The following is a 13,027-nucleotide window of genomic DNA, read 5'->3' on the forward strand; positions in this document are numbered from 1 at the left end:
TTTCCTTGGTGGAACAGCGGTCTCCGCTTGCCTGCCGGACGTTCGGCATCTATATCAGCCATATGCCTGACTATTCGTCCCGCCCGTCGTTGCCGCACATCCCGATGGACGCGCTTAGCGAAGTTCTGCAAGACTTTCGCTTGAGTGGTGTCAACTATGGCCGCTGCGAGCTCCGGCATCCATGGAGCATAGACTTTCCGCAACAAAAGCTGCTTCGTTTCCATTTTGTCGGCCATGGTCCATGCTGGATTCATACCGAAGCGCAAGGCTGGCAGGAGTTGCGCAATGGCGATCTGGTGCTGCTGCCGCAAGGCATCGCCCATCGGTTGGCGAGTGCGCCGGATGTTGCAGGCGACTCGCTCCAGGGTTGCCAGGTGATCGAGTTGGGGGGCAACGTCTGCGAGGTGGTGCGGGAAGGAACGGGCGCGACGAGCACCCTTTTCTGCGGCTCCATGACCTTGGGCTCCTGTGCGCTTAACCCATTGATCTCGTTGATGCCGCCTATCATCAAGGGTTGCGACGTGGCTGGCAATGACTCGGTCGTTGGTCCTTTGCTGGCGGCCATGACGGCGGAGGCCGCACATCCGCAGATGGGCAGCGCCACCATCTTGTCGCGTATGGCGGACTTGCTGACAGCCCGGCTCATCCGCTGCTGGGTCAATTGCTCGGGAGCCTCGACCACGGGTTGGCTCGCAGCCATCCGCGATCCCCATATTGGCCGCGCGCTGGCAGCAATGCACCGAGAACCCGGCCGTAACTGGACGCTGGAAAGCCTCGCCGGCGTGGCAGGCCAATCGCGCTCGATTTTCGCCGAGCGCTTCAGCGCTGTATTGGGGGAGGGTGCTGCACGCTACCTCGCTCGCCTGCGTATGCAGCTTGCCCGCGAGTTGCTGGAGCAAAACGGCTTGTCGGTTGCCGAAGTCGCTACCCGTTTGGGCTATGATTCCGAGGCATCCTTCGCTCGCGCGTTCAAGCGCATCACCAATGTCTCGCCGGGCGTTGTGCGTCGCACAATTTCCGGACGAATAGACATGAATTTCGGATTTTGAGATACATATCATCCGGAAGGACTCGTCTATGAAGATCTCTAAACCTTGGAGATCCTTCAGTGACTGACACAACATTACAGCTTGAAGATGCCGCGATTGGCCTTGATGCCGACGCGCCGGTCGCGTGGAGCGCGGCCACCTGGTTCGCGGTCCTTTCATTGGCGGCCACCAGCTTTGCCCTTGTATCAGCCGAATTCCTGCCGGCAGGTCTGTTGACGCCAATGGCGCGTGATCTCGGCATCAGCGAGGGGACGGCTGGACAGGTCGTCACCGCCACCGCCTCCGTCGGCGCCGTGACGGCCATGTTGAGCAATGTTCTCATCGGCCGATTGAACCGCAAGACGGTGCTGGTTGGCCTCATGGCCTTGGCGGTCGGTTCCAATATTCTTGCAGCGTTGGCGCCCAATTTCTGGCTGTTGTTGCTAGGCAGGGCCGGACTGGGGATTGCTCTCAGCGCTTTCTGGGCACTTTCGGTTGCTGTCGTTGCAAGGCTGGTCGGCGCCAATGCGACAGGTCGAGGCATGGCTATCGTCACCCTCGGGGTCTCGCTCGCCACCATTGCCGCGCCCTCGATGGGTGCGTTGATCAGCGACTGGCTGGGATGGCGCAGCGCCATGGCCATGACGGCGGGGCTGGCCGTGATTGCCATGCTTTTGCAGTTGCTTAGCCTGCCGACCTTGCCTTCAGCAGCAAGCAACAGTCTTGCAGACGTATTTCGGCTGACACGGCGGCGTGGTATTCAACTCGGCATGCTTGCCATTGTCTTGCTGATGACAGGGCATTTTGCTGGCTCTGTCTATGTGCGTCCCTTCCTCGAACAGGTGACGCTCCTTGCAACCGGGCCAATTGCCCTGGCTCTGCTCGGATTTGGCATCGCCGCCGTGATTGGCAATATTGCCGGCGGCCGCATGGCCGACGCCAATATCCGCATTGCTCTCGTGGTGACCGCCGCGTTGATGGCGTTTGCGGCGCTGGCATTGGTGCTTTGGGGCGTGCACATCGGCGTTGCCTTCGGGTTCGTTACACTTTGGGGCCTCGCCTTCGGCATGGGGCCGGTGGTGCTGCCGACCAATCTGTCGCGTGCGGCGCCTGATGCGCTGGAAGCGGCGGGTAGCCTGATGGTCGTCTCTTTCCAGGTTGCCATCACGGTCGGCGCGGTTGTCGGTGGTTATGTCGTGGACACCTATGGTGCCACGGCGCCCTTGACTCTGACCGCTGTCCTTGCGGCGGCGACGGCCCTGCTGGCGCTGCTACAGCCTCGCGGCTGAACCTTGCTCTAGCTGACCTAAACTAGCTGTTAAAATGAGGCGGTGACCATGGGATCGCCGCCTCTTTTGCTTTCAGCGATCGACGATTTATCAGTTCGGCGCGATGGAGCCGACTTCCACGGCGTCGACGCGCTTCAGGCTCATGCCGATCACCGGCACCAGTTGGTCGTCGACGCGCACCGCAATGGTCACCGTCATCGAATTGTCGTCGGGGATGCGGGCCTGCATGACGCCGCGCAACTGATTGCGGTTGATCGTGAAGACCACCTTGTGGGGATCGACCACGTTGCCGCCGATTATGTCGAGCCCGGAGCCGCTCGCGCCGCCCATGAAGCTGCCCTTGTAGCCCTCGCGGCCTTTACGTTCGATCTTGGCCGACATCTGCTGGGTGAACATGCCGACACGGCAGCCGCCGTCGAGCGACATGCCGACCTTGCCGTCGGGCGTTGAGCCGGTGAAGCTGCAGTTGAATTTGGTGCCCTTGTACTTGCCGGCGACGATTTCGCCGGGACCGATCCATTTGCCTTCGGCCGACTGGAAGAATTGCTTGTCCGGCTCTGCCGAGGCGGCCGCTCCGGCAATGCCGACGACTGTAGTGATCACGGTTGCCAGGGGCAGGAGGCTGGACAGAATTACACTTTTCATCGACGACACCCGGCAACAAAGAGGCTGTTTGGAACCCGTCTGACCATGAACAAGATTGGTTAATGCTTCGTCACTACGGTGCCGCCACAAAGCAGTCCGGTAACAATTCCGAAGGTCCAAACGCTCCGGCCCGGCTCACTTGCCAGGCGGGGCAGTTTCACCGCCTTTCCTGGTGGCAAACGATGTCAGCGCGGAGAGGAAATCGCCCAGTCCGGGACGCTTCGCCGCGCTGAAGGGCAGGGGGCGCGCCGTTTCCATCGCCGCGATGCCGATGCGCGCCGTCATCATGCCGTTGACGACGCCCTCGCCAAGCTTGGCCGAAAGGCGCGCCGCCAGGCCGTGGCCGACGATTTGCTGGACGAAACTGTCGCCGACCGCGATCGAGCCGGTAACCGCCAGATGCGCCAGCACGCTGCGCGCCAGGCGGAAGAAACCCAGCGTTCCCGGCCGTCCGCCATAGAGTTCCGACAGGCGGCGAATGAGCCGCCCGGCCTCGAACACGACATAGGCGACGTCGACGAGTGCGCGCGGGCTGACCGCCGTCACCAGCGAGACGCGTTTGGCGGCCTCGAGAATCATCACCTTCGCCCTGGCATCGAGGGGGCCGAGAATCTCGGCTTCGGCCAGGCGCACCAGATTGCCGCCGTCGATGATTTCGCCGCGCAGTTCGGCCAGCGCGCGCCGGCCGGCCGCAGTCTCGGGTTTGGCCGCGACAAAGGCCGACAATTCGTCGACGACCGATCGTGCTGCCTTGGGATCGTCACGCGCGATCGCATCGAGCGCCCGCTTCTGCAGTTTTTCGACCTCGGCGAGGCGGGCGATCGCCAGGAATTCGCGAATCAGGATCACCACAAGCGCCAGCACGGCGATGGCAGCCATGCCCGCGGCCAGCCAACCCAGCCATTCGGCGCGCGCGAAGAGGTCGCGTATGAGCTGGTCGGTCCACAGGCCGACGGCCAGCGAGACCAGGACGCCAAAAGCGCCGAAGAAGATGCTGCCGAGCAGTGAGCGTTTTCTGGGGGCGATCGCTGGTGGCGGCTCTGCGGCGATGATGTCGGGCTCGTCGAAGACGTCGACTTCCGCCGGTATGATCATCGCGACATCGGTTTTCATCGCGCGGGGTTTGCGCTGGGTGTCGGTCTGGGCACGAGTTTCGGCCTGGGCGTTGCGCGGCTCAGGGGCCGATTGCCTCGATGTGGCTTCCGGCTCGATGCGGAATGCTGCCGGCTTGCGGGGCGCGGTCATGCCAGATGATCTCCGATCAGGAACTGCAAGGCACGGTCGAGCCTGATATGCGGCAGCGACAGCGTGACACCTTCGGCCGTGCGTTCGAGCTTTGGTGGACGGAAACGGACGAAGCGGATTGCCGGGTCCGCAGGGTCCTGCTTGTGATCGGGGCCCGAAACATCGAACACCGCATCAATTTTCTCCGGTAAGTCACCAGGAAATATGGCTGTTTCCGTCTTTCCATCAAAGGTTTCGCCATTGATCCTCTCGTCGGCGATCGGCGTGCCGATGATGACCGGCAACGTCTCTCGACCTTGCTTGACGGTGCCTTCGCGGGTCGCGCGCATCGCTGCCATGGCGACGACATTGACATCGGCGCCGGTGAAATTCGCGCGCGCCACCGCGCGGTCGGCAAGCCGCCGCACGATCGCCTGCAGGCGGTCATGGCTTTCGTGGTGCAGGTGATCGGCCTTCGTCGCGGCAACCAATATGCGGTCGATGCGCCGCGAGAACAGGTCGGCGAGGAAGCTGCCCCGGCCGGGACGGAAACAGCTGAGAATCTCGGTCACCGCGCGCTCCAGGTCGGCCATGGCGCCGGGACCGGCGTTCAGCGCCTGCAAGGCGTCGATCAGCACGATCTGGCGATCGAGGCGGGTGATGTGTTCGCGGAAGAACGGTTTGACGACATGCGTCTTGTAGGCCTCGTAACGCCTGTCCATCATGGCGTGCAGCGACCCGGGTCGCGGACGCTTGTCGCCAATCCCTGCCAGGGGCGCGAAGGTTAGTGCCGGCGAGCCTTCGAGATCGCCGGGCATCAGGAAACGGCCGGGCGGCAAGGTCGAAAGCGCCCGTTCGTCGAGCTTGCACGCTTTCAGATAAGCGGCGAAGCTCTCAGCCAGGCGGCGCGCCGCCATCTCGTCGGCATCGGCATTCGGATCGATCTCCGCCGACAGCGCCCGCCAGGCCCGCGACAGGTCCTCGCGCACAGGCAGGACGGCCATTTCGAAGGCTTCGTGCGAAAAATCGGCGAAGGATTTGCCCAGCAGCGGCAGATCGAGCAACCATTCGCCGGGATAGTCGACGATGTCGATCGACAGTCTGCCGGAGGAGAACAAACGGCTCCAGCCTGAGGCCGATTCATATTCGATAGTCAGCCGCAGTTCCGAAATGGCGCGCGTGGAATCGGGCCAGGCGCGGTCGCTGACCAGCGCGGCGATGTGATCCTCGTACTGGAAGCGCGGCACCGCGTCGTCCGGCTGCTGCTCGAGGAAGGCGCGAGCGATACGTCCTGATTTCTGCGCGGCAAACAACGGCAGGCGCCCGCCATGGATCAAATTGTGGACAAGGGCCGATATGAACACAGTCTTGCCCGCGCGGGACAATCCGGTCACGCCGAGGCGCAACGATGGAGAAAAAAGCCCGGTGGCGCGTCCCGACAGCGTGTCGAGGGCAATCCTCGCCTCGTCGGTGAAGGTGGTCAGCGATGATGCCAAAATGTGATCTCTCGGGCTTGCTTGTGTCCGATATAGGCCCTGCAAACAGGCTTTGAAATGGCTCAGAGATCGGCCGGAGTCAGGAACGCTTCGAGATAGCCGGTGCCCTGGGCGGCCTTGGCAAGATCGCCGTCAAAGCGGACGACCGCCAGGCCCGAGGTCGGGAACCCATGGTTGAGCGTTGCCCGTGCCGTCTCGTCGCCGTCGCCCGAAACCGCCATGGCGAGATCCTCTGTCATCGGATTGTGGCCGATGACCAGCAACGAACCCGATCCGCCATTGTCGCGGATGAGATGGAGGTAGCCGGTGGCGTCCGCGCTATAGAGCGTGTCGAAGAACAGGACCCGGCCGGTGTCGGTCTGGCCGGCCAGGCCTTCCAGCGTCTCCTTGGCGCGTTTGGCATTGGAGCACAGCGTCAGGTCCGGAACATAGGAGCGGGAGCGCATGGCGGCGCCCATCGTTTCGGCGTCGCTGCGGCCCGATGCATCGAGCGGGCGATCGAAATCGCGCATGCCGGGCAGTGCCCAGCCAGCCTTCGCATGTCGCAACAGATACAGCCTGCTCACCCAACCTCCGAATGCCGAAGCCTCCCAGGATTAGCCACGAGAACGGCATTGCGCACAATGGCCCGTGTTCCTCGACTACAGCGAATCACCATGCTGCGGCGCAGCAAAAGGTGGTTGGCCTGGGTCGAAAAGCACAGGCGATATTGCGACAGCATGTTTTACCGGATCCAAAGTGTCACAGCGAAGTTTGGTGTCAAAACGAGCGTACGCCCCCGCAAAGGCGCGCGCCGGCGCGCATTAACAATTGCGTGAGACAGCGGCCGATTGCGCTTGTGCAGGCGTCGGACGGCGAATATATAGGCGCCAAATTTGGGGCAGTTTGGGTGAGTCGAATGAACGACATCGTTACCGCCGATTACACACCCTCCGAAGACGAGCCGTTCATGAACGAGCGGCAGAAATCCTACTTCCGCTCAAAGCTCGTCACCTGGAAAAACGACATATTGCGCGAAGCGCGCGAAACACTGGAAATCCTGCAACAAGAAAACGCTAACCACCCCGATCTAGCCGATCGCGCCTCTTCGGAAACGGACCGCGCCATCGAACTCAGGGCCCGCGATCGTCAGCGCAAGCTCATCGCAAAGATCGATTCGGCCTTGCAGCGCATCGACGAAGGCACTTATGGCTATTGCGAAGAGACCGGCGAGCCGATCGCGCTGAAGCGGCTCGATGCGCGTCCGATCGCGACGTTGTCGATCGAAGCGCAGGAGCGGCATGAGCGCCGCGAAAAAGTCTACCGCGACGACTGAGGGTCGAGGCCGGCGGCGCACAACCAGCCGCCATGATTGACGTTGAGTTTGAAATGGCCGGTTTTCCGGCCATTTTTGTTGGCACGTTCAAAGCGGTCGAAATCTACAACCGTCGAAGCGCAGGCCCTGATTCTTAAGCCCCCGAAAAGGGGTCCGGCAGTCGAACCGGGTACGATTTTCGCGCGGGATGGCTCAGCGGCCGCTCATCGCTTCTGGCTGGAGAGTTCGCCGAGAAGCTTGGTCATTTCATCATCGAGCGACTGCGGTTCCTTCGCCGCCGGTTTGCCGGCCGGGCCGGCCGAACGGGGCTGATGGAGCGATACTTCGAGTTCCCTCATCAGCGTGTCGTCGATGCTGTCCTGCGCAGGTGGCGGCGGTGGTGCATTCCGGGCGACATTGGCAGGCGCGGATCCGTAGGCGGGCAGCGGCGTGATATTGGTCGGCTGGTAGCTTTGCGCCGCCGGCCTCGGCGCAGGTGCCGGTGCTGTTTGGCGTGGGCGGGCCGGCGGCACCGCATTCACCGGCTGCGGAGCGGGTGCCTGTCTCGCCGGCGATGGAGCGGGTTGCGGCGGACGCGGCCTTGCCGCCGGGGCCGCGGCGGCCGGGACCGGCTGCAAGCCGCTGTCTCCGGTCAAGGCCGGACGGCGCGGCGCCGAGAGACGGATATCGCGCTCGACGACGAGGTCGGTCGGGCCGCCGATCAAAAGCAGATGCTCGATGTCATCCCGGCGCACCAGCACCAGCCGACGATGGCTGTCGACGGCGGTGGCGTCCATGACGGCCAGCCGTGTCTTGCGGTTCCGGCCACCGGCAACGAAGGTTCCGAACGTCAGATTACGCACCAGTTTGACGATGACGAGAACGATGACCAGCAGGACAAGTGCTGCAAACGTCCACAACAATGCTGCGGCATAACCGGGGCCCGCCACGCTATCCAGCCATTGCATCGGTTTCCCCTGATTGCCCTTGGAAGAGACGTGACACTAGACCGTTGCGGCGGGCCACCGCAAGTTACGTTTCACGCTGGTGAACAGCTTGAAAACTCCAAGGGCCGGAAGACATCATTTTTATCGGACATTTGCCGCCCAGGCCTTTTCGGGACTAGGAGAATGTGATTCAACCCGCTAGGGGCGGGTGGTCGGAACACCGGAATTCACGAGCAGGGGGCACATGGCCAAGGAAGCGCGCGGCGATTTCTATCCGGTACCGATCGTCGACCAGAACACGCGACCAGGCGCGGTCACCCGGCTCATCATTTTCATCGTCGTTCTGACGGGGGCGGCGATCGTCTTCGGCCTTTTCCGCGAGCGGCTCGGCGATCCTTTTCTGCTCGGTATGCTCGGCGTGCTGGCGATGATCGGCGTCGGCTTCCTGTTTGCCACGGCGATCGGCTTCGTGCAGGTGACACCGCGCTCGACAGGTGATGAACTGTCGAAATCCTTCGTCGATTCGATGTCGCAGGGCCTTCTCGTCACCGACACCAAAGGCCGTGTCGTCTATGCCAATCGCGCCTATGCCGACATGACCGGAGCGTCGTCGGCGGCCGACCTGAAGACAGTCGAGGGGTTGCTCTCGGATGTCCCCGAAGCTTCGGTGACGATTTATCGCCTGGCGTCCGGCCTGCGCGACGGCCAGCCGGGCGACGGCGAGTTTCGGCTCGCGCAATCCATTCGGCCCGGAGCCGATCCGGGCGCCCGCTGGTACCGGGCGCGCGCCCGCACCTTCAGTGTTCCAGGCCAGCGGCTGCCGATGCTGGCCTGGCAGCTTGCCGACATCTCCCAGGAACGGGCCGAGCAGGAGCGGTTCTTTCTCGATTTGCAGCAGGCCATCGATCATCTCGACCACGCGCCGGCCGGTTTCTTTTCTGCCGACCAGGAGGGTCGCGTCACCTACATCAACGCCACGCTGGCCGAATGGCTGGGCATCGACCTCACCAGCTTCACGCCCGGTGCGGTCTCCTTGGCCGAGATCGTGGCCGGCGACGGCATGGCGCTGGTCCGTTCGGTCAAGGCCGATCCCGGCACAACGCGCAACGCGGTCATCGATCTCGACTTGACGACGATGACGGGCGAGGCGCTTCCGGTGCGCTTCATGCATCGCGTTTCGGCCAGCCGCGAAGGCCTCAACGGGCCGACACGCACGATCGTGCTCAACCGTACGCAAGGCGAGGACTCGTCTGCCGATTTGCGGGCCTCGGAAGTGCGCTTCACCCGCTTCTTCAACTCGACACCGATGGCGATAGCCGGCGTCGATCACAACGGGCGCATCCTGCGCACCAATGCGCCGTTCCTGTCGCTGTTCTCGACCGTCGTCGATCGCGACGCCGTCGATCGCCGAGTGCGGCTCGACACGGTGATCCATGAACGCGACCGGCCGGCCTTCGCGGCTGCTTTCGAAAAGGCGCAGCAGCGGCAGGCCGATATCGAGCCGATCGACACGCTTCTGCCCGGCAATGACGAGCGGCACATTCGATTCTACGTCAACGCCGTCGCCGACGGGACCGGCGGCGAGGGCGCCGAGGAGTCGGCCATCGTCTATGCCGTCGAGACGACGGAGCAGAAAGCCCTCGAAGGGCAGATGGCGCAAAGCCAGAAAATGCAGGCGGTGGGCCAGCTTGCCGGCGGCATCGCGCATGATTTCAACAATGTGCTGACCGCCATCATCATGGCATCCGACCTTTTGTTGACCAACCACCGTCCGTCTGACCCGTCCTTCCCCGACATCATGAACATCAAGCAGAATGCCAACCGGGCGGCGTCGCTGGTGCGGCAGTTGCTGGCCTTCTCGCGCAAGCAGACATTGCGGCCGGAAGTGCTCAACCTGACCGACGTGCTGGCCGATCTCAGGATGCTGCTGGCCCGCCTGGTCGGCAACGACATCAAGCTGAAGGTAGACCATGGCCGCGACCTGTGGCCGGTCAAGGTCGATATCGGGCAGTTCGAGCAGGTGGTGGTCAACCTTGCTGTCAACGCACGCGACGCCATGCCGGCGGGTGGTGATCTCACCGTGCGCACCCGCAATGTGACTGCTGAGGAGTGCAAGGCCTTTTCCTACCGCGAACTCACCCCGGCAGACTATGTCGTGGTCGAAGTCGAGGACACCGGCAGCGGCATCGCGCCCGACGTGCTGAAGAAGATCTTCGAGCCCTTCTTCACCACCAAGGAAGTCGGCAAGGGCACCGGCCTTGGCCTGTCGATGGTCTATGGCATCATTAAGCAGACCGGTGGCTTCATCTACTGCGATTCCGAGGTCGGCAAAGGGTCGACTTTCCGCATTTTCCTACCGCGTCATGTTGCGGAACTGAAAAAGGCGGGCGACCCCGACGATGTACCGGCAGCACCGGCGAAGATCGCCGATGCGGCCAAGGATCTATCGGGCTCGGCCACTGTGCTGCTCGTCGAAGACGAGGATGCCGTGCGAATGGGCGGCATGCGGGCGCTGACCTCGCGCGGCTACACCGTGCATGAGGCGTCTTCGGGCGTCGAGGCGCTGGAAGTGTTCGAGGCGCTGGGCGGCAAGGTCGACATCGTCGTTTCCGACGTGGTGATGCCGGAAATGGATGGGCCGACGCTGCTTGGCGAACTGCGCAAGCGCCAGCCGGACATCAAGTTTGTCTTCGTGTCCGGTTATGCGGAGGACGCATTCGCCAGAAACCTGCCGGCCGACGCGCATTTCGGCTTCCTGCCAAAACCGTTTTCGCTCAAGCAACTGGCGACGATCGTCAAGGACATGCTGGAGTCTTAGTACTTCCCTATGTTCTTGCCTGTGCGCAACACGGCCCTCTGCGCGGAGCCAACAGGGTTCCGCGCTTTTTGGCATCTCAGTTCTTCGTACAGGTCGAGGCGGTGAAGGCGCCGTCGGGCTGCTTCATGATGATGTCAAAGGAGGGTGTGCCTTGGCCGTCCAGCGTTGCCTGGGTCAGCGACAGCGAGTTTCCGCCGGCGGTATAGCCACCCAACGGCCCGAGCCAGGAGATCACCCCGTTTGCGTCCATTTGATAGTTGTAACCCTGCTGCGCGGTCGCGAGGGTACCGAGGCCGGTGTAGAACGGACCGCTGTAGACAGTCCCCTTGATGGTGATGTCGCCGAGGTTGAGGAACATGCCAAGCAGGTACACTTCGCAGCGATAGGTGCCGTCCGGAAGCTTGCCGTCGCTGAAGTCGGCTCGCGCGGCTCCGCCTGCTGCCGCCAGAATCAATATGCTGGTAAAAATGCGTGAAATGCCTGAAACCATGACGTCGCTCGTTTGCGGAGCGAGCTTGCCCTATTTTTGCACGGCGCCGCAACATCGGTCGTTTGCGATACCCCTATGAAGATCAAAATCTAGGCAATTGGGAACATTGAGCGAAAATTGGGCAGATAGTCGCGGGTCTGCGCAAATTTCTCTCAATCAATTTTGAGCGGCTCTCTTTTTCTTTGTAAGCCTAAAATCCCAACGCGCTGGCAATGCTCGATTTTTCGCCCCCATCGGCGCCGCCACAGCGATTGGCATGGGGGTTGCTTTGTAGTGTTGCGGTGCAATCAACCAGCTTGGGAGTCTGTAATATGAGGGGTAATTTCTCGACAATAACAAAAATGTTTTCGGCGAGCGTGGTTGCCGCCGGCCTGTTGATCTCCGCGCCTGCCAAGGCGGCTGACGACACCATCAAGGTCGGCATTCTCCATTCGCTGTCGGGGACCATGGCGATTTCGGAAACGACGCTGAAGGACGCCATGCTGATGCTCATCGACGAGCAGAACGCCAAGGGTGGCCTGCTCGGCAAGAAGCTGGAGGCGGTCGTCGTCGATCCTGCTTCCAACTGGCCGCTGTTCGCCGAAAAGGCACGCGAGCTGATTTCGAAGGATAAGGTTGCGGCGGTGTTCGGTTGCTGGACCTCGGTGTCGCGCAAATCGGTGCTGCCGGTATTCAGCGAACTCGACAACATCCTGTTCTACCCCGTCCAGTATGAGGGCGAGGAAAGCGAGCGCAACGTGTTCTACACGGGTGCGGCGCCAAACCAGCAGGCCATTCCGGCGGTCGACTATCTGATGAGCGAGGACGGCGGTTCGGTGAAGCGCTGGGTGCTCGAAGGCACCGACTACGTCTATCCGCGCACCACCAACAAGATCCTCGAAGCCTATCTGAAGGCCAAGGGCGTCGCAGCGGAAGACATCATGGTCAACTACACGCCATTCGGCTTCTCCGACTGGCAGACCGAGGTTTCCGCGATCAAGAAGTTCGGATCGGCCGGCAAGAAGACCGCCGTCGTCTCGACCGTCAACGGCGATGCCAACGTGCCGTTCTACAAGGAACTCGGCAACCAGGGCGTCAAGGCCGAAGACATCCCGGTCATGGCCTTCTCGGTCGGCGAGGAAGAGCTTGCCGGTCTCGACACCGCGCCGCTGGTCGGCCATCTCGCCGCCTGGAACTATTTTGAAAGCATCGACACGCCTGAGAACAAGAAGTTCATCGCCGACTGGCACAAGTTCATCAAGAACGACAAGCGCACCACCAACGACCCGATGGAGGCCCATTACATCGGCTTCAACATGTGGGTGAAGGCGGTCGAGAAGGCCGGCACCACCGATCCGGACAAGGTCATCGACGCCATGGTTGGCGTTTCGGTGCCGAACCTGACTGGCGGCTATTCGACGATGATGCCGAACCACCACATCACCAAGCCGGTGCTGATCGGTGAAATCCAGGCCGATGGCCAGTTCGAAACCGTCTCCCGCACGCCGGGCCTGGTGATGGGCGACGAATGGTCCGACTATTTGCCTGACTCCAAGGATCTGATCTCCGATTGGCGCGCGCCTCTGTCCTGCGGCAACTTCAACGTTGCCACCGGGAAGTGCGGCGGCAAAGGAACGAACTGATCCTCCCCGGGCTGGACCGTAGGTCCATGACCCGGGCTGATCTAGTCAGACCGCGCGCGTGGCCCGCGCCTGCGGGAGGCGGGCGGCGGGCCACATAGAAAGAACCGTGGGGGTCATACGCCACGCACGATTCGGCGCGCCGGGCCGGGGGGGGTGTTTAAAGGGGCGGCCGGT

At 62.4% G+C, this 13,027-nt stretch carries 11 protein-coding genes; 5 read left to right on the forward strand and 6 right to left on the reverse strand.

All coding sequences use genetic code 11. The features are described 5' to 3' along the window. Positions 1 to 62 precede the first annotated feature (62 nt). Positions 63 to 1,049: an AraC family transcriptional regulator gene (locus tag NKJ90_RS03635; protein ID WP_031261382.1), complete on the forward strand. Its 987-nt coding sequence runs from the start codon at positions 63 to 65 to the stop codon at positions 1,047 to 1,049. Between the two features lie 59 nt (positions 1,050 to 1,108). Next, entirely contained in the window at positions 1,109 to 2,317 is a 1,209-nt protein-coding gene (locus NKJ90_RS03640) for an MFS transporter (RefSeq protein WP_023762927.1), read from the forward strand. A gap of 90 nt (positions 2,318 to 2,407) precedes the next feature. Here the strand turns inward: NKJ90_RS03640 and NKJ90_RS03645 are convergent, their stop codons facing one another. The 4 genes from NKJ90_RS03645 to NKJ90_RS03660 all read right to left on the reverse strand — a co-directional run bounded on the left by NKJ90_RS03645 (position 2,408) and on the right by NKJ90_RS03660 (position 6,248). After that, positions 2,408 to 2,962 (reverse strand): hypothetical protein, encoded by a 555-nt coding sequence (locus NKJ90_RS03645; protein WP_352485676.1) that lies wholly within the window; start codon positions 2,960 to 2,962, stop codon positions 2,408 to 2,410. A gap of 135 nt (positions 2,963 to 3,097) precedes the next feature. Then, positions 3,098 to 4,207 (reverse strand): YcjF family protein, encoded by a 1,110-nt coding sequence (locus NKJ90_RS03650; protein WP_023762929.1) that lies wholly within the window; start codon positions 4,205 to 4,207, stop codon positions 3,098 to 3,100. Beyond that, positions 4,204 to 5,682, reverse strand: coding sequence for a YcjX family GTP-binding protein (locus NKJ90_RS03655; protein WP_023762930.1), 1,479 nt, complete (start codon positions 5,680 to 5,682; stop codon positions 4,204 to 4,206). The genes NKJ90_RS03650 and NKJ90_RS03655 overlap by 4 nt, the downstream gene beginning before the upstream one ends. Before the next feature lie 62 nt (positions 5,683 to 5,744). Next, positions 5,745 to 6,248 carry a SixA phosphatase family protein gene (locus tag NKJ90_RS03660; RefSeq protein WP_023762931.1) on the reverse strand — a complete coding sequence of 168 codons (504 nt, stop codon included), beginning with the start codon at positions 6,246 to 6,248 and terminating at the stop codon, positions 5,745 to 5,747. 332 nt (positions 6,249 to 6,580) lie between these two features. Here NKJ90_RS03660 and dksA point away from each other — a divergent pair, with 332 nt between their 5' ends. Then, the gene (gene dksA / locus NKJ90_RS03665; protein WP_023762932.1) at positions 6,581 to 6,997 is read left to right on the forward strand and encodes an RNA polymerase-binding protein DksA; all 417 of its coding nucleotides are present in this window, start codon (positions 6,581 to 6,583) and stop codon (positions 6,995 to 6,997) included. Between the two features lie 203 nt (positions 6,998 to 7,200). On the opposite strand, the gene NKJ90_RS03670 is transcribed toward dksA, so the two are convergent. Further along, a complete protein-coding gene (locus NKJ90_RS03670; RefSeq protein ID WP_352485678.1) occupies positions 7,201 to 7,944 on the reverse strand; it encodes a hypothetical protein in 744 nt (247 codons plus the stop codon). A gap of 223 nt (positions 7,945 to 8,167) precedes the next feature. On the opposite strand from NKJ90_RS03670, the gene cckA reads away from it, so the two are divergent. Further along, entirely contained in the window at positions 8,168 to 10,741 is a 2,574-nt protein-coding gene (gene cckA / locus NKJ90_RS03675) for a cell cycle histidine kinase CckA (RefSeq protein WP_352485679.1), read from the forward strand. 76 nt (positions 10,742 to 10,817) lie between these two features. Here cckA and NKJ90_RS03680 read toward each other — a convergent pair whose 3' ends face one another. After that, positions 10,818 to 11,231 carry a hypothetical protein gene (locus NKJ90_RS03680; protein WP_023759341.1) on the reverse strand — a complete coding sequence of 138 codons (414 nt, stop codon included), beginning with the start codon at positions 11,229 to 11,231 and terminating at the stop codon, positions 10,818 to 10,820. A 341-nt stretch (positions 11,232 to 11,572) separates the two neighbouring features. On the opposite strand from NKJ90_RS03680, the gene urtA reads away from it, so the two are divergent. After that, positions 11,573 to 12,853: an urea ABC transporter substrate-binding protein gene (urtA, locus tag NKJ90_RS03685; protein WP_245266607.1), complete on the forward strand. Its 1,281-nt coding sequence runs from the start codon at positions 11,573 to 11,575 to the stop codon at positions 12,851 to 12,853. Positions 12,854 to 13,027 lie beyond the last annotated feature (174 nt).

Origin of the sequence: Mesorhizobium sp. M0051, assembly GCF_040323235.1 — a bacterium.
Taxonomy (GTDB): Bacteria; Pseudomonadota; Alphaproteobacteria; order Rhizobiales; family Rhizobiaceae; genus Mesorhizobium.